General features: G+C 68.5%; 15 protein-coding genes and 3 rRNA genes. 14 read left to right on the top strand and 4 right to left on the bottom strand.

The annotated features are described in order from the left end of the window. Positions 1-50: 50 nt before the first annotated feature. Complete coding sequence (locus SCATT_RS16050; RefSeq protein ID WP_014627237.1) at positions 51-821, top strand: IS5/IS1182 family transposase; 771 nt, start codon at positions 51-53, stop codon at positions 819-821. Positions 822-993: 172 nt separating this feature from the next. On the opposite strand, the gene SCATT_RS16055 is transcribed toward SCATT_RS16050, so the two are convergent. Beyond that, entirely contained in the window at positions 994-2,274 is a 1,281-nt protein-coding gene (locus tag SCATT_RS16055; protein ID WP_014144132.1) for an MFS transporter, read from the bottom strand. Between the two features lie 156 nt (positions 2,275-2,430). On the opposite strand from SCATT_RS16055, the gene SCATT_RS16060 reads away from it, so the two are divergent. The 11 genes from SCATT_RS16060 to SCATT_RS16105 all read left to right on the top strand — a co-directional run bounded on the left by SCATT_RS16060 (position 2,431) and on the right by SCATT_RS16105 (position 14,859). Continuing rightward, the gene (locus tag SCATT_RS16060) at positions 2,431-2,961 is read left to right on the top strand and encodes a MarR family winged helix-turn-helix transcriptional regulator (RefSeq protein ID WP_014144133.1); all 531 of its coding nucleotides are present in this window, start codon (positions 2,431-2,433) and stop codon (positions 2,959-2,961) included. Between the two features lie 525 nt (positions 2,962-3,486). After that, positions 3,487-5,012 (top strand): 16S ribosomal RNA (locus SCATT_RS16065). A gap of 274 nt (positions 5,013-5,286) precedes the next feature. Further along, positions 5,287-8,407: ribosomal RNA gene (locus SCATT_RS16070) — 23S ribosomal RNA — on the top strand. A gap of 100 nt (positions 8,408-8,507) precedes the next feature. Beyond that, positions 8,508-8,624 (top strand): 5S ribosomal RNA (gene rrf, locus SCATT_RS16075). Together the 16S, 23S and 5S rRNA genes form the textbook arrangement of a ribosomal RNA operon. A gap of 108 nt (positions 8,625-8,732) precedes the next feature. Beyond that, positions 8,733-9,920, top strand: coding sequence for an MFS transporter (locus SCATT_RS16080; RefSeq protein WP_014144134.1), 1,188 nt, complete (start codon positions 8,733-8,735; stop codon positions 9,918-9,920). Further along, a complete protein-coding gene (locus SCATT_RS16085; protein ID WP_014144135.1) occupies positions 9,889-11,061 on the top strand; it encodes an acetoin utilization protein AcuC in 1,173 nt (390 codons plus the stop codon). The genes SCATT_RS16080 and SCATT_RS16085 overlap by 32 nt, the downstream gene beginning before the upstream one ends. A gap of 75 nt (positions 11,062-11,136) precedes the next feature. Continuing rightward, positions 11,137-11,943, top strand: a complete 807-nt coding sequence (locus tag SCATT_RS16090; RefSeq protein WP_014144136.1) for a phosphatase — start codon at positions 11,137-11,139, stop codon at positions 11,941-11,943. Positions 11,944-12,071: 128 nt separating this feature from the next. Beyond that, positions 12,072-12,281, top strand: coding sequence for a helix-turn-helix domain-containing protein (locus SCATT_RS16095; RefSeq protein ID WP_014144137.1), 210 nt, complete (start codon positions 12,072-12,074; stop codon positions 12,279-12,281). Between the two features lie 112 nt (positions 12,282-12,393). Further along, positions 12,394-12,492 carry a 30S ribosomal protein bS22 gene (locus SCATT_RS36515; protein WP_003948845.1) on the top strand — a complete coding sequence of 33 codons (99 nt, stop codon included), beginning with the start codon at positions 12,394-12,396 and terminating at the stop codon, positions 12,490-12,492. 212 nt (positions 12,493-12,704) lie between these two features. Further along, positions 12,705-13,751, top strand: a complete 1,047-nt coding sequence (locus tag SCATT_RS16100; RefSeq protein ID WP_014144138.1) for an NAD-dependent epimerase/dehydratase family protein — start codon at positions 12,705-12,707, stop codon at positions 13,749-13,751. A 22-nt stretch (positions 13,752-13,773) separates the two neighbouring features. Continuing rightward, the gene (locus tag SCATT_RS16105; RefSeq protein WP_014144139.1) at positions 13,774-14,859 is read left to right on the top strand and encodes a lysophospholipid acyltransferase family protein; all 1,086 of its coding nucleotides are present in this window, start codon (positions 13,774-13,776) and stop codon (positions 14,857-14,859) included. A gap of 57 nt (positions 14,860-14,916) precedes the next feature. Here the strand turns inward: SCATT_RS16105 and SCATT_RS16110 are convergent, their stop codons facing one another. The 3 genes from SCATT_RS16110 to SCATT_RS16120 all read right to left on the bottom strand — a co-directional run bounded on the left by SCATT_RS16110 (position 14,917) and on the right by SCATT_RS16120 (position 18,611). Further along, on the bottom strand, positions 14,917-16,227 hold the full coding sequence (locus SCATT_RS16110; RefSeq protein WP_014144140.1) for a DUF5667 domain-containing protein: 1,311 nt from the start codon (positions 16,225-16,227) through the stop codon (positions 14,917-14,919). Between the two features lie 258 nt (positions 16,228-16,485). Then, positions 16,486-17,286, bottom strand: a complete 801-nt coding sequence (locus tag SCATT_RS16115; protein ID WP_014628168.1) for an ECF subfamily RNA polymerase sigma factor, BldN family — start codon at positions 17,284-17,286, stop codon at positions 16,486-16,488. A gap of 407 nt (positions 17,287-17,693) precedes the next feature. Beyond that, entirely contained in the window at positions 17,694-18,611 is a 918-nt protein-coding gene (locus SCATT_RS16120; protein WP_014144142.1) for an HAD family hydrolase, read from the bottom strand. A 223-nt stretch (positions 18,612-18,834) separates the two neighbouring features. On the opposite strand from SCATT_RS16120, the gene SCATT_RS16125 reads away from it, so the two are divergent. After that, the gene (locus SCATT_RS16125; protein ID WP_014628169.1) at positions 18,835-19,122 is read left to right on the top strand and encodes a glutaredoxin family protein; all 288 of its coding nucleotides are present in this window, start codon (positions 18,835-18,837) and stop codon (positions 19,120-19,122) included. 172 nt (positions 19,123-19,294) lie between these two features. Next, on the top strand, positions 19,295-20,005 hold the full coding sequence (locus SCATT_RS16130; RefSeq protein WP_231905100.1) for a 3'-5' exonuclease: 711 nt from the start codon (positions 19,295-19,297) through the stop codon (positions 20,003-20,005). Positions 20,006-20,080 lie beyond the last annotated feature (75 nt).

Here is a 20,080-nt window from a genome sequence, read left to right on the forward strand (position 1 = left end):
GCACTAAGGGCTGTCCCGTAACTGCTGGTCACGGGTGAGATGATCTGGCTGTGTCTGGTGTGATCACGGCGTCTGAGCCCTCCTGGATAGCCCCGTTCACTGGGCTGAGCCCGCGCCAGTTCGGCAAGCTGATCACCGCGCTCCGGCGTGAGGGTGTGGACCCGGTGCGCAAGGGTCGGCCATGGAGCCTGCCGCTGGAGGACCGCGTGCTCCTGATCGCCGCGTACTGGCGGACGAACCTGACCCTGCGCCAACTGGCCCCGCTGTTCGGGGTGTCCAAGTCGGCGGCCGACCGCATCATCGACCACCTCGGGCCCGCGCTCGCGCTCCAGCAGCGCAAGCGGTTCCGCAAGGACACCGTGCTCATCATGGACGGCACCCTCGTTCCCACCCGTGACCACACCATCGCCGAGCAGTCCAAGAACTACCGGTACTCCACCAACCACCAGGTCGTCATCGACGCCGACACCCGGCTCGTCGTCGCGGTCGGCCGACCAGTCGCAGGCAACCGCAACGACTGCAAGGCGTGGGAGCTGTCCGGCGCGAAAGACGCCGTCGGCAAGACCACGGTCATCGCAGATGGCGGCTACCGGGGCACCGGCCTGGTCATCCCGCACCGCCGCGAGAAGGGCCAGACCGAACTCCCGGAATGGAAGGAGGAGCACAACGCCTCCCACCGCAAAGTCCGCGCCCGTGTAGAGCACGTCTTCGCCCGGATGAAGGGCTGGAAGATCCTTCGCGACTGCCGGCTGAAGGGCGACGGCGTCCAGCACGCCATGCTCGGCATCGCCCGCCTGCACAACCTCGTCCTTGCCGGGTGACGCAGAAACCAGCAGGCCACCAGACCCGTCAGAGATCATTTACGGGACAGCCCTTAGACGAATACAGCCACGGGTGGGCGGGGGGGGAACAGTCTGTGACGCCAGCCACGACGAGACGGGGGATCGGGGGAACCCCGGGGAGGTAATGGCTGGCGCAGCCGCGAGGGGAACCCTACGCGGGGCTGGTGATGGGCTCCGGGCGGGACGGCACCGTACCGCGCGGCGGAAGGTCCTGCGCCGCCGACAACCGCTTACCGAGCCGCAAGGCCAACGCCGTGATCCCTAGCGAGCACACGAGCAACAGCACGATGTACGCCCCGTACAGCCCCGCTCCGGCCAGCGCACCGCCGACCGCCGGGCCGACCGCCAGCGCGAGCTGCTTCACCAGCGCGAACGCGGAGTTGTACTGCCCGACCATGCGTGCCGGCGCGAGGTCCGCGACCAGCGGGGCCATCGTCGGCGACAGCAGCGCCTCGCCGAGCCCGAACAGGGCGTACGTCGAGATGATCGCCCCCGTCGCCCACGCCCGGTGACCGTGGATGAGGCCGGAGACCCCGGCCGCGGCCCACGCGACCGTCCACAGCAGGCCGACCGCGGCGATCACCCGGCTGCGGCGGCGCCGCTCGACCGGGCCGAGGACGACGAACTGGGCGATCACGATCACCGCGGTGTTGGCCGCCAGCGCGACACCCAGCGTGGCCGGACGGATCCGGGTGACCTCGGTGGCGAACGCGGAGAGGCCGGACTCGAACTGGCCGTAGCAGGCGAAGAACATCACCGCGCCCAGCACGCACAGCTGCACCATGGCCCGGTCCGCGAGGAGCGCCCGCCAGCCGCGGGTGGCCTTCTCCGCCGGGGCGTCGGCGATGTCCTCGATCGTCGCGGTACGTGGCAGCCGAACGGTGGCCACCACCGCGGCCAGCACCAGGAACATCGCCGCCTCGATGGCGAACAGCCGGGTGAACGAGGACGGGTGGGCGGTGTCCACGATGAGCCCGCCGAGCAGTCCGCCGATGCCGAGCCCCAGGTTGTTGAGGAAGAACTGGGTGGCGAAGGCGCGCGACCGGGTGGCGGTGCTGGAGCACCAGACGATGAGCGTGGCCAGCGCCGGCTGGATCACCGCGATCCCGGCACCGAGCACCGCCGAGCACAGGACCGCCATCGGCGCGTCGCTCGACAGCCCGAAGCCGAACGAGCCGACGGCGGAGACCACCGCGCCGACGAGGACCACCGGCACCGGCCCCCGCCGGTCGATGGTCCGGCCGGTGAACGGCAGGACGACGAGCGCCGCGGCGGCGAAGGCCGACAGCACCACTCCCGCGGTGCCGGCCCCCAGCCCGCGCACTTGGGCCACGTAGACGAAGAGGAACGGAACGGTGAATCCGTTGCCGAACGCGCTCAACGCGTTACCCAGCTGGATCCGGCGCAGCGCTGCGCCCATCGCGGTGGTCACACTCACCTACCTAGGTCGGGCACCCGGGCATCCCCGGACGTCCCGGGGCGGGTGCGGATGGAGTACGGGTCTGAAGACTTCAGGCGTAAACTTCGAAACTAAAATATACACACCCGAAGACTTAAGAGCGAACGAGTTTCGTGCGATACTCGACACATGACCTCAGCGGACGACACGGCCGCAGTGCCGAACGAGATCGACCTCGACGAGCAGATCGCGATCTACCAGCGCGAGTTCCCCGAGGTGGACCCGCGCATCGAGAAGGTCGTGTCGGCGCTCCAGCGCCTGAGCCGGCGCATGAACGTCTCCTACGGGCGCCAGGTCGCCGAGCTCGGCATCAGCAACGCCGAGTGGGAGGTGCTCAAGGCGCTCGTCCTGGTCGGCAAGCCCTATCGGCTCGGCCCCGGCGACCTCGCCAAGCGCCTGTGCCTCACCCCGGCCGCGATGACCCACCGCATCGACCGGATGGTCGCCGAAGGGCTCGTCACCCGGGAACGGGACGAGAACAACCGCGTCCGCGTCATCGTCGAGCTGACCGACGAAGGACGCGGCAAGTGGCTCGACGCCATGCGCATGGCCGCCGGCTTCGAGGCCGAACTCCTCCAGGACCTCTCCTCCGAGGAGCTCGCCGGCCTCGGCGACATGCTCAGCCGACTGCTCCAACGCCTGGATCCCGACGGCAGTTGACACCGGCCCCACCGGTCCGTACTGTTCTCCGAGTTGTCCGACGTGAGCGCCGACCTCGGTCGGTCCCCGGACAGCCATTCCGCAGAACACACCCGACGGGTAACCGTGGCCTCGGCTGCGCGCGCTTCGTCGTGTGCGTTTTCGAAATGGGAACCGGAATTCGCTCGATTAGACCGAGCGGCCAAGGATCCGCTAAAGTCTCACTCGTCGGAACGGCCGCCAGGCCGGAAAGACAAAACCCCGCCAGCGGGGATCGGATCCGAAAGGATCTGATAAGCTGGAGACAACGAAGGGAAAGCCCGGAGGGGCCGGAAACGGCAACGAAGGAAGCTTCCGTTCCTTGAGAACTCAACAGCGTGCCAAAAGTCAACGCCAGATATGTTGATACCCCGTCCGCCGGGCCTGACGGCCTGGATGGATGAGGTTCCTTTGAAGAAAACACAGCGAGGACGCTGTGCACGGACCGGATTATTCCTCCGGCCCGTGCCGCTCTCGTGACTGTGTCACCGGGATAGCCCGGAAGCATTCACGGAGAGTTTGATCCTGGCTCAGGACGAACGCTGGCGGCGTGCTTAACACATGCAAGTCGAACGATGAAGCCCTTCGGGGTGGATTAGTGGCGAACGGGTGAGTAACACGTGGGCAATCTGCCCTGCACTCTGGGATAACTCCGGGAAACCGGGGCTAATACCGGATACGATCCTGGGGCGCATGCCCTGGGGTGGAAAGTTCCGGCGGTGCAGGATGAGCCCGCGGCCTATCAGCTTGTTGGTGGGGTAATGGCCTACCAAGGCGACGACGGGTAGCCGGCCTGAGAGGGCGACCGGCCACACTGGGACTGAGACACGGCCCAGACTCCTACGGGAGGCAGCAGTGGGGAATATTGCACAATGGGCGAAAGCCTGATGCAGCGACGCCGCGTGAGGGATGACGGCCTTCGGGTTGTAAACCTCTTTCAGCAGGGAAGAAGCGCAAGTGACGGTACCTGCAGAAGAAGCACCGGCTAACTACGTGCCAGCAGCCGCGGTAATACGTAGGGTGCGAGCGTTGTCCGGAATTATTGGGCGTAAAGAGCTCGTAGGCGGCTTGTCGCGTCGGATGTGAAAGCCCGGGGCTCAACCCCGGGTCTGCATTCGATACGGGCAGGCTAGAGTTCGGTAGGGGAGATCGGAATTCCTGGTGTAGCGGTGAAATGCGCAGATATCAGGAGGAACACCGGTGGCGAAGGCGGATCTCTGGGCCGATACTGACGCTGAGGAGCGAAAGCGTGGGGAGCGAACAGGATTAGATACCCTGGTAGTCCACGCCGTAAACGTTGGGAACTAGGTGTGGGCGACATTCCACGTTGTCCGTGCCGCAGCTAACGCATTAAGTTCCCCGCCTGGGGAGTACGGCCGCAAGGCTAAAACTCAAAGGAATTGACGGGGGCCCGCACAAGAGGCGGAGCATGTGGCTTAATTCGACGCAACGCGAAGAACCTTACCAAGGCTTGACATACACCGGAAACATCCAGAGATGGGTGCCCCCTTGTGGTCGGTGTACAGGTGGTGCATGGCTGTCGTCAGCTCGTGTCGTGAGATGTTGGGTTAAGTCCCGCAACGAGCGCAACCCTTGTCCTGTGTTGCCAGCATGCCCTTCGGGGTGATGGGGACTCACGGGAGACTGCCGGGGTCAACTCGGAGGAAGGTGGGGACGACGTCAAGTCATCATGCCCCTTATGTCTTGGGCTGCACACGTGCTACAATGGCCGGTACAATGAGCTGCGATGCCGTGAGGTGGAGCGAATCTCAAAAAGCCGGTCTCAGTTCGGATTGGGGTCTGCAACTCGACCCCATGAAGTCGGAGTCTCTAGTAATCGCAGATCAGCATTGCTGCGGTGAATACGTTCCCGGGCCTTGTACACACCGCCCGTCACGTCACGAAAGTCGGTAACACCCGAAGCCGGTGGCCCAACCCCTTGTGGGAGGGAGCTGTCGAAGGTGGGACTGGCGATTGGGACGAAGTCGTAACAAGGTAGCCGTACCGGAAGGTGCGGCTGGATCACCTCCTTTCTAAGGAGCACATGGCCGGATGCGAGCGAGTGTCTCGCACGGTTGCTCATGGGTGGAACGTTGACTATTCGGCATGGCCTTGTGATGGGCACTAGTACTGCTTCGGCATGGAACGTGGTCCTTGAGCGGGGTGGTGTCGGGCACGCTGTTGGGTCCTGAGGGAACGATGAGTCCCCTCGGACATGAAGACCGGTCTCGCCGAAGGCGCCGTGAGGTGTTGGGTGTGGGGGATGGGTCGTTGCTTGAGAACTGCATAGTGGACGCGAGCATCTGTGGCCAAGTTTTTAAGGGCGCACGGTGGATGCCTTGGCACCAGGAACCGATGAAGGACGTGGGAGGCCGCGATAGGCCCCGGGGAGCTGTCAACCGAGCTGTGATCCGGGGGTGTCCGAATGGGGAAACCCGGCAGTCGTCATGGGCTGTCACCTACTGCTGAACACATAGGCAGTGTGGAGGGAACGCGGGGAAGTGAAACATCTCAGTACCCGCAGGAAGAGAAAACAACCGTGATTCCGGGAGTAGTGGCGAGCGAAACCGGATGAGGCCAAACCGTTTGTGTGTGATACCCGGCAGGGGTTGCGCAGGCGGGGTTGTGGGAGCTTTCTTGACCGGTCTGCCGGCCGGTCGGCGAGTTATAAACCGTTGGTGTAGGCGAAGGGCATGCGAAAGGCCCGGCGTAGAGGGTAAGACCCCCGTAGTCGAAACATCAGCGGCTTGCTTGAGAGCCACCCAAGTAGCACGGGGCCCGAGAAATCCCGTGTGAATCTGGCGGGACCACCCGCTAAGCCTAAATATTCCCTGGTGACCGATAGCGGATAGTACCGTGAGGGAATGGTGAAAAGTACCGCGGGAGCGGAGTGAAATAGTACCTGAAACCGTGTGCCTACAAGCCGTGGGAGCGTCGCCGTCAGCTTGCTTGGCGGTCGTGACTGCGTGCCTTTTGAAGAATGAGCCTGCGAGTTTGCGGTGCGTGGCGAGGTTAACCCGTGTGGGGTAGCCGTAGCGAAAGCGAGTCCGAACAGGGCGAGTCAGTCGCGCGCTCAAGACCCGAAGCGGAGTGATCTAGCCATGGGCAGGGTGAAGCGGAGGTAAGACTTCGTGGAGGCCCGAACCCACCAGGGTTGAAAACCTGGGGGATGACCTGTGGTTAGGGGTGAAAGGCCAATCAAACTCCGTGATAGCTGGTTCTCCCCGAAATGCATTTAGGTGCAGCGTCGTGTGTTTCTTGCCGGAGGTAGAGCACTGGATAGGCGATGGGCCCTACCGGGTTACTGACCTTAGCCAAACTCCGAATGCCGGTAAGTGAGAGCGCGGCAGTGAGACTGTGGGGGATAAGCTCCATGGTCGAGAGGGAAACAGCCCAGAGCATCGACTAAGGCCCCTAAGCGTGTGCTAAGTGGGAAAGGATGTGGAGTCGCAGAGACAACCAGGAGGTTGGCTTAGAAGCAGCCATCCTTGAAAGAGTGCGTAATAGCTCACTGGTCAAGTGATTCCGCGCCGACAATGTAGCGGGGCTCAAGTACACCGCCGAAGTCGTGTCACTCACACAATACCTCCAACGAGGGTGTGGGTGGGTAGGGGAGCGTCGTGTGCCGGGTGAAGCAGCGCCGGAAGGTAGTTGTGGACGGTTCACGAGTGAGAATGCAGGCATGAGTAGCGATACAAGAGTGGGAAACTCTTGCGCCGATTGACTAAGGGTTCCTGGGTCAAGCTGATCTGCCCAGGGTAAGTCGGGACCTAAGGCGAGGCCGACAGGCGTAGTCGATGGACAACCGGTTGATATTCCGGTACCCGTGGCAGTGCGCCAACGCTGAATCCTCGAATGCTAAGGCCGTGAAGCCGCCTCTGATCTCTTCGGAGTGAGGGGGAGTGGTGGAGCCGCCGGTCCAACGTGGTAGTAGGTGAGCGATGGGGTGACGCAGGAAGGTAGTCCAGCCCGGGCGGTGGTTGTCCCGGGGTAAGGGTGTAGGACGTCATGCAGGCAAATCCGTATGACACATAGTCTGAGACCTGATGCCGAGCCGATTGTGGTGAAGTGGATGATCCTATGCTGTCGAGAAAAGCCTCTAGTGAGTGCTGTTGCGGCCCGTACCCTAAACCGACTCAGGTGGTCAGGTAGAGAATACCGAGGCGTTCGGGTGAACTATGGTTAAGGAACTCGGCAAAATGCCCCCGTAACTTCGGGAGAAGGGGGGCCATTCCTGGTGATCCGTCGTGCACGGTGAGCTGGGGGTGGCCGCAGAGACCAGCGAGAAGCGACTGTTTACTAAAAACACAGGTCCGTGCGAAGCCGTAAGGCGATGTATACGGACTGACGCCTGCCCGGTGCTGGAACGTTAAGGGGACCGGTTAGCTCTGATTCGTCAGGGCGAAGCTGAGAACTTAAGCGCCAGTAAACGGCGGTGGTAACTATAACCATCCTAAGGTAGCGAAATTCCTTGTCGGGTAAGTTCCGACCTGCACGAATGGCGTAACGACTTCTCGACTGTCTCAACCATAGGCCCGGTGAAATTGCATTACGAGTAAAGATGCTCGTTTCGCGCAGCAGGACGGAAAGACCCCGGGACCTTTACTACAGTTTGATATTGGTGTTCGGTTCGGCTTGTGTAGGATAGGTGGGAGACTGTGAAGCTCAGGCGCCAGCTTGGGTGGAGTCGTTGTTGAAATACCACTCTGGTCGTGCTGGATGTCTAACCTGGGTCCGTGATCCGGATCAGGGACAGTGTCTGATGGGTAGTTTAACTGGGGCGGTTGCCTCCTAAAGGGTAACGGAGGCGCCCAAAGGTTCCCTCAGCCTGGTTGGCAATCAGGTGTTGAGTGTAAGTGCACAAGGGAGCTTGACTGTGAGACTGACGGGTCGAGCAGGAGCGAAAGCTGGGACTAGTGATCCGGCGGTGGCTTGTGGAAGCGCCGTCGCTCAACGGATAAAAGGTACCCCGGGGATAACAGGCTGATCTTCCCCAAGAGTCCATATCGACGGGATGGTTTGGCACCTCGATGTCGGCTCGTCGCATCCTGGGGCTGGAGTCGGTCCCAAGGGTTGGGCTGTTCGCCCATTAAAGCGGTACGCGAGCTGGGTTTAGAACGTCGTGAGACAGTTCGGTCCCTATCCGCTGTGCGCGTAGGAGTCTTGAGAAGGGCTGTCCCTAGTACGAGAGGACCGGGACGGACGGACCTCTGGTGTGCCAGTTGTTCTGCCAAGGGCATGGCTGGTTGGCTACGTTCGGGAGGGATAACCGCTGAAAGCATCTAAGCGGGAAGCCTGCTTCGAGATGAGGGCTCCCACCCACTTGATGGGGTAAGGCTCCCAGTAGACGACTGGGTTGATAGGCCGGATATGGAAGCCAGGTGACTGGTGGAGTTGACCGGTACTAATAGGCCGAGGGCTTGTCCATAGGTTGCTCGCGTCCACTGTGTAGGTTCTGAGGTAACGAAAAACCGTCACAATCCCCGTGTAGGGTGTGTTGTGTGGTCTGGTTGTTTACTTCATAGTGTTTCGGTGGTTATAGCGTTAGGGAAACGCCCGGTTACATTCCGAACCCGGAAGCTAAGCCTTTCAGCGCCGATGGTACTGCGGGGGGGACCCCGTGGGAGAGTAGGACGCCGCCGAACAATTTGTGGGCCGTTGGCCCGTACCGTGTGTCATCCGGTACGGGCCAACGGCCTTTTCGCGTTCACCACCCTCCCTAACCGGTCGCGCGGGCCCTACCCTGCTCGTCCATGGACGCAACGTTGCGGCACGGGCGGGTCTCGCTCGCGGTCAGCTTCTTCGTGCAGGGCGCGGTCTTCGCGCTCCTGGTCACGCGGATCCCTGCTGTGCAGGATCGTTACGGCATCTCCGATGCCCTGCTCCCGGTGTTCCTGGCCGCCGTTCCCGTACTCGCCGGCGTCGGCAGCGTCACCACCGAACACCTCGTCAAACGCGTACGTCCCAGCGTGGTGTTGCGGTGCGTCCAGCCGGCCGTGTGCCTGGCGCTGGTGGCGGCCGGGTCGGGGGACGCGCTGTGGGAGTGCGCGGTGGCGCTGGCGCTCTTCGGGGTGACCGTCGGAGCCCTCGACGCGTCGATGAACATGCTCGGGGTGAGCCTGCAACGGGCGTACGGGCGCAGCATCATGCTGGGCTTCCACGCCGCGTACAGCCTGGGCGGGATCGTGGGGGCGTCGCTGGCGTGGGCGGGGGCGCACTGGCATCTGTCGCTGGCGATGCTCTATGGGCCCACCGTGACCGTGCTCATCCCGGTGGCCGTGGTCGCCGGCTTCCGGTTCGTCGACCACGCGGGGGCGGCGGACCCGGGCGGGGCGGGGCCGGCCGTGTCGTTCCGGCTGCTGCTGCCGCTGTGCCTGGTGATGGCGTTCGCCTACATCGGCGACTCGACGGTCTCCAACTGGAGCGCCAAGTACCTCCACGACACGCTGCGCAGCTCCGAGCAGCTGGCCACCGTTCCGTACAACGTCTACATGGTGACCACGCTGCTCGGGCGGGCGGTGGGGGACTTCGGGGTGCGGCGGTTCGGGGCGGCGGCGGTGGTGCGGTTCGGGGCGGTGGTCGCCGCGGGCGGGTTCGTGGTGGTGGCGGTGGCGCCGGACGCGTGGGCCGGGATGGCGGGGTTCACGGTGCTGGGGCTCGGGCTGTGCGTCGTGGTGCCGCAGACGTTCGCCGCGGCCGGGCGGGTCTTCCCGCACGCCTCGGACACCGCGATCGCCCGGCTCAACGTCTTCAACTACGTGGGTTTCCTGGTCGGATCACCGCTGGTCGGGGCGATCGGGGACGCGTGGAGCTACCGCGGGGCGATGCTGGTGCCGATGGTGTTGGTGCTGGTGACACTCGCCTATGCGAAGTCGTTCACGGCACAACCGGACCGATACGGTGTCGGGCATGAGCGGGCGCGCGCAGTTGATGTGGGATGACGCGGTGACGGGCTACGATTTCGGGCCCGGCCACCCGATGGACCCGGTGCGGCTGGCGCTCACCAGGTCGTTGGTGGAGGCGTTCGGGCTGACCGCGAGGGTGCCCGTGGTGGCGGCGCCGCCGGCCGGTGAGTCCACGCTGCGGCTGGTGCACCGGGCCGACTACATCGAGGCGGTGCGCCGGGCCTCGCTCGATCCGGCCGGCGCCGACGGCTCGTACGGGCTCGGTACGGTCGACGATCCGGCGTTCGCCGGGATGCACGAGGTCTCCGCGCTGATCGCCGGCCAGTCGGTGGGGGCGGCCGAGGCGGTCTGGCAGGGGCGGGTGGCGCACGCGGTGAACTTCGCCGGCGGGCTCCACCACGCGATGCCCGGGAGCGCGTCGGGGTTCTGCGTGTACAACGACGCGGCGCTGGCGGTGGCCCGGCTGCTGGAGCTGGGCGCGCGGCGGGTGGTCTACGTGGACGTGGACGTCCACCACGGCGACGGGGTGCAGACCGCGTTCTGGGACGATCCGCGGGTGCTCACCATCTCGTTGCACGAGCACCCGGCGACGCTCTTCCCGATGACCGGCTGGCCGGAGGAGACCGGCGGGCCGGGGGCGGAGGGGAGCGCCGTCAACGTGGCGCTGCCGGCCGGCACCACGGACGACGGCTGGCTGCGGGCGTTCCACGCGGTCGTACCGGACTTGGTGGCCGCGTTCCGTCCGGAGGTGGTGGTGAGCCAGCACGGCGCGGACACGCATGTGGAGGATCCGCTGGCGCACCTGGCGGTGAGCCTGGACGCGCAGCGGGCGGTCGCCGAGGCGGTGCACGAGCTGGCGCACGAGCACGCGCGGGGGCGCTGGGTGGCGCTCGGCGGCGGCGGTTACGAGGTGGTGGAGGTGGTGCCGCGCAGCTGGACGCACCTGGTGGCGGTGGCCGCGGGCGCCCCGATCGATCCGGCGCGGGAGACACCCGAGGAGTGGCGGCACGAGGTGTACGCGCGGACCCGGCGGGCGGCGCCGTCGCGGATGACGGACGGGCGCACCCCTCAGCTGCGGCCCTTCGACGACCTGGGGTACGACCCGGCGGACCGGCTGGACCAGGCGGTGCTGGCGACGCGGCGGGCGGTCTTCCCGGCGCACGGGCTGCTGCCGTAGCGGTGGGTGTCCCCTTCCGAGGGGGATTTGACGGTTTGCCGACCCCGGCGGGTGGCGAGGCGTCAGGATCTGGGTGTGCTGACTGCCGGCGCGTTGCGCGCCCACCTGCTGGCGGCCCGGCTGGCCGGGCCGGTGGCCACGCCGCGGGAGAAGAGCCTGCGCAGCTACCGGATGTTCGCGGCGGGGGATCCGCGTTACCTCATCGGGCTGGAGCCGGAAGGGTGTTGGACGCCGATGGCGGTGCTGCGGCTGATGGCCCGGCGGTGCGGGGTGTCGCCGGATCCGGGGCACACGGCGGGGCCGGACGCGATCGATCCGGACCGTACGGTGGCCGCGCTGGAGGCGTTCGCGGACCGGCTGGCGGTAGCGGCGGGGCGGCGGGTCCCGGTGCTGCTGGGTACCGGGCATCCGCAGCGGCTCCTGGGGTTCTACGCCGTTTTGGCGGCCACGTTGTCGGCGGCGGGGTGTCCTGTCCTCACCCCCGCGTATGGTCGATGTATCGACATTTCGACCCGGTTCGGGCTACGTACCCACACCCTGGACTACGTACGGGGGGTGGCGGTGGTGCGGCCGGTGGAGGGGGGCGGGCTGCCCGGTGCGCACTGCCATTCGCCGCTTCCGGTACGGGTCGCGCTGGCCGAGGCGGCGGCCCGTGGCGGACCCCTTCCGGGGCTGGTGATCGGGGACCACGGATGGGTCTGCGGCGCAGGTCAGCTGGGGATCGAGGCGATCGGGCTGGGGGACGTCAACGACCCGGCGATCTTCGTGGGGGAGGCCGAGGGACGGCTCGCGGTGGCCGTTCCGGTCGACGACGCCGCGCGCTCGGACTACTACGGTCCGCTTACTCGCTATGTACTCAATCGGGCGTGTCTGTCACAGTAGGCGACCGAACGATACTCCTCTTCCCCACTTGCCTCACCCGCACCTAACCTGGTGGCAGCGCACGTGGATGCAGCAGTCGCCGGAGGGGAAGCCGGCGGCCGGCATGTGCGGAAGGTGCAGGTGTTGTCATGGCAGCTGACCAGAGGCCTCTCAACGAGGTCGTGTTCCTGACCGTGGCCGAGGTGGCCACGGTGATGCGCGTCTCCAAGATGACCGTGTACCGGCTGGTGCACAGCGGTCATCTGCCCGCGATCCGGGTCGGCCGGTCCTTCCGGGTGCCCGAGCAGGCCGTCCACGACTACCTGAGGGAGTCCTACGTGGGGGTGGAATCGGCGTAGCCGGCACCCTGGATTACGTCCCTCGCGCGGCGCCGGGTAGTCTAGGCCGACGTAGGTCGTGTGGGCTCGGACGCCCCGCACCGAGTGATTCCAATCATGAGCGAGGGTTGTCGTGGGCTCTGTCATCAAGAAGCGCCGCAAGCGCATGGCGAAGAAGAAGCACCGCAAGCTGCTCAAGCGCACGCGGGTGCAGCGCCGTAACAAGAAGTAGCCGGTCGCCCCGTTCCACGGGGCCGATCGCGGACGGGCCCGAGGGTCCGTCGCTCTGCCCGCCCGCCGCCGGTTCTCCGGCGGCGGGCGGGCAGTGGTGTTTCGGCGGGCCGAACGGGCGAGTGGACCGCGCCGCCCGCCGCCTGGACATCACGGTGTGACACCGAGCGGGTACGGTGGCCGGGACAGCCGGGCGGGAAGGAAGGTCCGAACGTGGGCAAGGTCGTGCTCGTCACGGGAGTGGCCCGCCGTCTGACCGGTCGCTTCGTCCGCCGGATCCAACGTGAGCCGGGCGTCGACCGGGTGATCGGGGTGGACGCCGAACCGCCCGGACATCCGCTGGGCGAGGCCGAGTTCGTCCGGCTGGACATCCGCCAGCCGGCGATCGGCAAGGTGCTCGCCGAGCACGACGTGGACACCGTGGTCCACATGGACGTCAACGGCACCCCGCTGGGGCGCGGCCGGGGCGGCCGGGCGACGGTGAAGGAGACCAACGTCATCGGCACCATGCAGCTCCTGGGTGCCTGCCAGAAGTCGCCGACCGTCGGCCGCCTGGTGGTGAAGTCCACCACCAACGTCTACGGTTCCGCGCCGCGCGACCCGGCGGTGCTCACCGAGGCCATGCAGCCCAAGTCGCTGCCGAGCGGCGGCTTCGCCAAGGACGCCGTCGAGGTCGAGGGGTACGTACGCGGGTTCGCCCGGCGGCGGCCGGACGTGGCGGTGGCGGTGCTGCGGTTCGCCAACATCCTGGGGCCGGGCGCCGACTCGCCGCTGGCCGAGTACTTTTCGCTGCCGGTGCTGCCCACCGTCCTCGGGTACGACCCGCGGCTGCAGTTCGTGCACGAGGACGACGTGGCCGAGGTACTGCGGGTGGCGGCGCTGGACCCGGCGCCGGGCACCCTCAACAGCGGTACGTTCAACGTGGCCGGGGCCGGGGTGCTGCTGCTGTCGCAGGCCGCGCGGCGGCTGGGCAAGCCGATGGTGCCGGTGCTGCTGCCCGCGGTCACCTGGGTGGGGCAGGCGCTGCGCGGGGTGGGCGTCACCGATTTCTCCCCGGAGCAGGTCCGGTTGCTGACCCATGGCCGGGTGGTCGACACCACGCAGATGCGCGAGACGCTCGGTTTCCGGCCCCGTTACACCACGTCGGAGACGTTCGCCGACTTCGCCAGGGCGCGCGGCCCCGGTCTGCTGCCGCCGGACCGGCTCGCCCGTGCCGTCGACCGGCTGGCCGGCGCGCTGGCCGTACCCCGTCTTCCCTAGGCTGACGAAGAGGAGCCCAACCATGGCGGATGCCAAGGTGATCCCGTTGGACGAGGACACCCGGGCGCGGCGCGGCACGCGTACCGGTGCCCGGCCGGCCCAGGGGCGCCGCAAGGCCGCGGTGCCGGGGTCGGCGCGGCTGGCGGCGGTGGGCGACGACACCGACGCGGGCCAGGAGGAGCCGCGGTCCGTGCCGCCGGCCGGGGAACGCGCCGGCGCGAGCGGGGTGACCGGGACGCTGGGCGGGGTGGCCGAGCGGCTGCTGGGCGGCGACTGGGACCGCAGGGTGGCCGGCGGGCTGGCGTTCCTGCGCCGCCGGATCACCGGGGAGTACGAGGTCGACGACTTCGGCTACGACCAGGAGCTCACCGACCAGGTGCTGATGTCGTTGCTCCGGCCGCTGTTCGAGAAGTACTTCCGGGTCGAGGTGCGCGGGATCGAGAACATCCCGGCCGAGGGCGGGGCGCTGGTGGTGGGCAACCACTCCGGCACGCTTCCGCTGGACGCGCTGATGGCCCAGGTGGCGGTGCACGACCACCATCCGGCGGGGCGTCATCTGCGGCTGCTCGCCGCGGACCTGGTGTTCGTGCTGCCGGTCGTCAACGAGCTGGCGCGCAAGGCCGGTCACACGCTGGCGTGCGCGGAGGACGCGCAGACGCTGCTGGAACGCGGTGAGATCGTCGGGGTGATGCCGGAGGGCTTCAAGGGGCTGGGCAAGCCGTTCGGGGAGCGGTACAAGCTCCAGCGGTTCGGGCGCGGCGGGTTCGTCTCGACGGCGTTGCGGACCGGGGTGCCGATCGTGCCGTGTTCGATCGTGGGCGCCGAGGAGATCTACCCGATGGTGGGCAACGCCAGGACGCTGGCGCGGCTGCTGGGGTTCCCGTACTTCCCGCTGACGCCGACGTTTCCGTGGCTGGGGCCGCTGGGGATGGTGCCGTTGCCGACGAAGTGGACGATCCAGTTCGGCGAGCCGATCCGGACGGACGGGTACGCCCCGGAGGCGGCGGACGATCCGATGCTGGTGTTCAACCTGACCGACCAGGTTCGAGAAACGATTCAGCACACGCTGTACAAGCTGTTGGTGCAGCGGCGGTCGGTGTTCTTCTGAGGTGTGCGCCCCCGGTGCCGGCACCGGGCGTGGACCCGGTGCCGGCTTTCCGTACGGCTACTTGGTGCCGTGGTCGGTGTCGCCGCCGAGGCCGAGGCCGGGCAGGAGGCCGGGGAGCAGGGGCGGAACGGTGATGTCGGGCTGGGACTTGCCGTCGCCGCCGCTGGGTGAGGCGGGTTGGCCGGGGGGCGGGTTGAGCAGCCCGGAGCCGCCGATGAGGCCGTCGCCGGAGGTGTCGGAGGCCGACGGGGTGGCGCCGCCCTTGCCGTGACGGGCGGTCTTGTCGTGGCCGGGGGTGTCGGAGGCGGAGGCGGAACGGCTGCCGGGGTCGCCGTGGCCGGGGGTGCCGGTGCCCGTGGCGGAACCGTGGCCGGGGCGGGTTTTGCGCCCGGGGTGCTCGGTGGGCTGCGCGGCCAGCATCCCCTTGAGCGGGGCGACGTCCTGCTCTATGGCGTCGAAGACCGAGCTGACCTTGGCGCCGACATCGGAGAGCTGGGCCGGCAGTTGGGGCCTGAGCCGGCGCCAGGCGACGCCGTGGGACTCGGAGAACGCGTTGAGCACCTGGATCGGCTGGAGGGAGCCGTCCCGCTGGTAGGCGCCGCTGAGCAGGGAGTGGCCCTCGGCGGCCTCCCGTTCCATGCCGGACAGGGCGCGGCGGACCTCGCGTACCGAGTCCTGGTCGAGCGGTCCGGAACGGCCGCGTTCCAGCAGGCGCCGGGCCTCCTGGAGCCGGGTGGAGGCCATGTCGAGCAGGACGGAGCCGCGATCGGCGTCGTCGGAGGCCATGTCGAGGCGGAGGTCCTCCATGCCGCGTTTGAGGCCGTAGAGGGTGTCGCCGGGCAGCGCGTCGGTGCTGGCGGCGGCGACCCCGCTGAAGGCGCCGGCCGCCACGCCGACGGTGAGGCCGCCGGCCGCGAGCCGCCTGGACCACCGGGACCGTGGCCGCAGCCCCCGCGGCCGGTGGCGGTCGGACTCGCCGTCGCGCTGTTCGGGGACGCGGCCGGAGGTGTCGAGGGTGCCGTCGGCGAGGGCGGCCTCCATGGCCGCGATGAGTTGGGCCCGTTGGACGGTCTTGACCTCGGGATCGAGCCCGGGGCGCGGCAGTTGGGCGAGGGCGTCGGCCACGGCGACCATGCGGTCCTGCCCGGGGTCGGCGGCGCGTTCCGCGGCGCGGCCGGGGGGTGGGCCGGAACGGTCCGGACGGCCGCCGGGGCCGGACCGCGGACCGGGCCGTGGGCCCGGCTCGCCGGAGCCCTCCGCTGTGCGGGCCCCGCCCTCGGGTTCGGCTGTGGGCTCCTGGCCGGCCGTGGAGTCCAGGGCCTGGGCGAAGGCGTTCGCCCGCCGGTGCGCCGTCGCCTGTCCGATCACGGGCGGCACCTCCTCTCGTCAGATCTTCCGACTCCCCGCGCTACCCGTAGGGTTGCGCACCCCGCGCACTTCCACTCGATCGAGTGATTCGTTGTGAACGGACTGCGACCACGGAGAGTCTCCACACCACGCAACGAGTGGCGTGCCGAGAGGGTTACGCGATCACCGCCGGGTATCCGGGCGCTCACCCTGCGTCCACCAGCGCACTCGTGGCCGCGGCCGGGGCTGTCGCCGCCGCGGCCGTCGTCCCCGCCGAGGTCATCGGGCGTCGTCGGGCAGCAGGCGCGCGAGGGTGCGCACCGCCCGGTATTGCAGGGTCTTGATGGCGCCCTCGTTCTTGCCCATGATCCGCGCGGTCTCGGCGACCGACAGGCCCTGGAGGAAGCGGAGGGTGACGCACTCCTGCTGCTGCGGGTTGAGCTTGCGGACCGCCTGGAGCAGCGCCTCGTTGGAGAGCGACTCCAGGACCGACTCCTCGGGGCTGCGCTCGACCTCGTTGGCGTCGAGCATCTCCCCGGTGGTCACCTCCAGCCGGAAGCGGCTGGACTTGAAGTGGTCGGCGACCAGGTTGCGGGCGATGGTGACCAGCCAGGCGCCGAAGTCGCGGCCCTGCCAGGTGAAGGTGCCGATGCGGCGCAGCGCGCGCAGAAAGGTCTCGCTGGTCAGGTCCTCGGCGGTGGCCTTACCGCCGACCCGGTAGTAGATGTACCGGTAGACGGTGTCCGAGTAGTGGTCGTAGAGGCGGCCGAACGCCTCCGTCTCGCCCGCCTGGGCCCGTTCGACCAGCTCCATCATGCGCAGGCTGTCGCTGTCGGCGGGGGGGCGCCGGGACGGTGCCGTGCCGGGGCCGGCGGCCTGCGTGGCGCGCTGCGCCGGGCCGCTGGGCCGGGTGGCTCGGCGGCCGACCGCGGAGGTGCCGCCGACGGCCATGGCGTATGCGGGTACGGATGCGGCGTACGCGGGGACGGCGTACGCGGGGAGGACCAGGCGCAGGCGGTGGGCCACCTGAGCGCGCAGCGTGGCCAGACCTGAGGCGTCAACCCCGACGAGTGGGTACACGGGACTCCCAGAGGCAGAACTTCCATCACGTGCAGTTCGGGACCGTTCACCCGCCATAGGGACGTGTGGGTACCGGTGTGCGTCTGAGGAGAATAACGCTTCGTACAGACGACACTACACCGAGTTGCTGAATTCGCCGGTTGCGTCCACTCGGTGTCGGTTTGACGACCGATCAAGTGCCGTTTCTAGTGCGGGAGTTGACCGGACATGCACCTTGTATGTCCGAGTTGAGGGCGTGTTGTGACGATCCGGTCAAGATGCGGCTGAGCTGGGCGGAGCGGGGTAGGAACGATGGATGCGCCCGGCGCGCCGGGGGCGCGGGGTGGTCACGGAGGGTGTTCGTACGGCCGTACGGGGGGCGTACGCGGGCGCGCACGGCGCGCGGGGCCGCCGGGGCGGCGGAGGGGTCAGCGGCGGCGGCGGTGGAGGGCTGCGGCAGCCGCGGCGCCGCCGGCGACGGCGCCCACGCCCGCGGCGGCGGGCAGCCCGATGCGGGCCGCCTTGCGGCCGGTGCGGTAGTCGCGCAGCCGCCAGTCGTGCTCGCGCGCGTACTTGCGCAGCGCGGCGTCCGGGTTGATCGCGTACGGGTGGCCCACCAGCGAGAGCATCGGGATGTCGTTGGCCGAGTCGCTGTAGGCGGCGCAGCGCGACAGGTCGAGGTCCTGGGCGGCGGCGAGCGCCTTGACCGCCTCGGCCTTGGCCGGGCCGTGCAGCGGCTCGCCGACCAGGCGGCCGGTGTAGACCCCGCCCACCGACTCGGCCACGGTGCCCAGCGCGCCGGTGAGCCCGAGCCGGCGGGCGATGATGGTGGCCGTCTCCACCGGGGCGGCGGTCACCAGCCAGACGCGCTGGCCGGCGTCGAGGTGGGCCTGGGCCAGCGCCCGGGTGCCCGGCCAGATCTTGCCCGCCATGTACTCGTCGTAGATCTCCTCGCCGATGGACATCAGTTCCTCGACGCGGTGGCCCTTGACGATGGACAGGGCGCTGTCCCGGGCGTCCTGCATGTGGCCGGGGTCCTCCAGGCCGGCCAGCCGGAACCAGGTCTGCTGCCAGGCGAAGCGGACCAGGTCGCGCTTGCTGAAGAAGTGGCGCTTGTACAGCCCGCGGCCGAAGTGGAAGAGGGCGGCGCCCTGCATCACGGTGTTGTCGAGGTCGAAGAAGGCGGCGGCGCGTTCGTCGCCGGCCACCGGGAATCGTTCCTGCACGGCCCGCTCGGGGCGGGCCGGCGGCTCGGTGACGGCGGTGGCGGGGGCGGCCAGCGCGGCCTCGGCGGAGGCCTCGCCGGCCAGGACGCTGCGGGGGCTCGCCGAGGTCCGGCCTGGCATGAACCGGCCCCACCGGCGGACGGTCCCCAGGGGGTTCCAACCGGGGTGGTGTCCGGGCGACGGGTGAGCCATACCGCGAGCATAGTCACTTGCCCGGCCGCCTCGGCCGCGGGCCGGAGCCGGGGGTGTGAACTCTTGCCGACGCCTTTCCGACGGCCCCGTACGCCCGGGTGCCGCGAGGCCGGCCGGGGCCCGGCCCGGCGCCTGGCCGCGGCCGGGCACAATGGGCGGAATGAGCCCGCTTCTCGGCCGCCGCGCCCGCCCCAACCCCGCCGACCGTGTGGTCACGTTGATCGGCAAACCCGACTGCCATCTGTGCGACGACGCCCGCGCGGTGGTGCGCAAGGTGGCCGGTGAACTCGGGGCGCGGGTGGAGGAGCGGTACATCACCGAGGACCCGGAGCTGCACCGGAAGTACTGGGAGCAGATCCCGGTGGTGCTGATCGACGGGGAGCAGCACGACTTCTGGCGGGTCAGCGAGGAACGGCTGCGCAAGGCGCTCGGCGGCTGATCGGCCGGCCGGGTGACCGGCGCGTGGCGGTCCGCGGTTGAACGGCGGGCGGGGCGGGGCACCGGTTCCCGTTTCCGTCCGCTTCCTCACGCTCGCGCATTCGATTACCATCGAGGGGTTTTTGTGCGTCGGGGGCATAGGCAGGGCAGGTGACGTGGTGTCCCCGGGGCAGGTGAGGGGGGCTCTTGGCGCCTCCGGGCTGATCCCCGGCGGTACCGGGGCGCGCGGGTACGCGGTGGTCGACGTGGAGGCCACCGGGTCGAGTTCGCGGCGCCACCGGGTGGTGGAGCTGGCCGTGGTGCTGCTGGATCCGGCGTTGCGCACGCAGGGCGAGTTCAGCACGCTGGTCGACCCCGAGGGGCCGGTCGGGCCCACCCACATCCACGGCATCGAGGCGGCCGACCTGCTGGCCGCGCCCCGGTTCGGACAGATCGCGCCCCGGCTGCTGGGGCTGCTGCGCGGACGGGTGCTGGCCGGCCACAACGTCGGCTGCGACCGGGCGTTCCTGGCCGCCGAGTACGGGCGGCTGGGGGTGACGCTGCCCGCGGTGCCCGAGGTGTGCACGATGCGCCTGGCCGAGCGGCGGCTCGCCCGGACCGGCGGGCTGTCGCTGCGGGCCTGCGCCGAGGCGGCCGGGCTGCCCGGCTGGGAGTCGCACACCGCGCTGGGTGACGCCCGCACCACCGCCCGGCTGCTGGCCCGGTGTCTGCCGGAGGGGGCGGCCGGGGCGGTCGAGGAGGCGGCGGCGATCGAGTGGCCGGTGCTGCCGTGCCCGGCGCCGGCTCCGGCCCGCTGGGTCGGGCGTGACGCCCTTCCGCGGGCCGTCGAGGGGAACGATCAGGGCCGCCGAATGGTTTCGTATGCCGGAAATGGGGGTGCGTGATGCCCATCACTTCCCGGGGACAAAGCGGACACCATCTTTGTGCACGCGTTCACAAAGACATAGCCTGGCATGGAC

This window comes from Streptantibioticus cattleyicolor NRRL 8057 = DSM 46488, assembly GCF_000240165.1.
Classification (GTDB): Bacteria; Actinomycetota; Actinomycetes; order Streptomycetales; family Streptomycetaceae; genus Streptantibioticus; species Streptantibioticus cattleyicolor.

Excerpts from the sequence above, each read along its gene's own strand:
- SCATT_RS16105 (WP_014144139.1), top strand. The coding sequence starts at position 13,774 with ATGGCGGATGCCAAGGTGATCCCGTTGGACGAGGACACCCGGGCGCGG.
- SCATT_RS16095 (WP_014144137.1), top strand. The coding sequence starts at position 12,072 with ATGGCAGCTGACCAGAGGCCTCTCAACGAGGTCGTGTTCCTGACCGTG.
- SCATT_RS16060 (WP_014144133.1), top strand. The coding sequence starts at position 2,431 with ATGACCTCAGCGGACGACACGGCCGCAGTGCCGAACGAGATCGACCTC.
- SCATT_RS16085 (WP_014144135.1), top strand. The coding sequence starts at position 9,889 with ATGAGCGGGCGCGCGCAGTTGATGTGGGATGACGCGGTGACGGGCTAC.
- SCATT_RS16120 (WP_014144142.1), bottom strand. The coding sequence starts at position 18,611 with ATGCCAGGCCGGACCTCGGCGAGCCCCCGCAGCGTCCTGGCCGGCGAG.
- SCATT_RS16080 (WP_014144134.1), top strand. The coding sequence starts at position 8,733 with ATGGACGCAACGTTGCGGCACGGGCGGGTCTCGCTCGCGGTCAGCTTC.
- SCATT_RS16125 (WP_014628169.1), top strand. The coding sequence starts at position 18,835 with ATGGGCGGAATGAGCCCGCTTCTCGGCCGCCGCGCCCGCCCCAACCCC.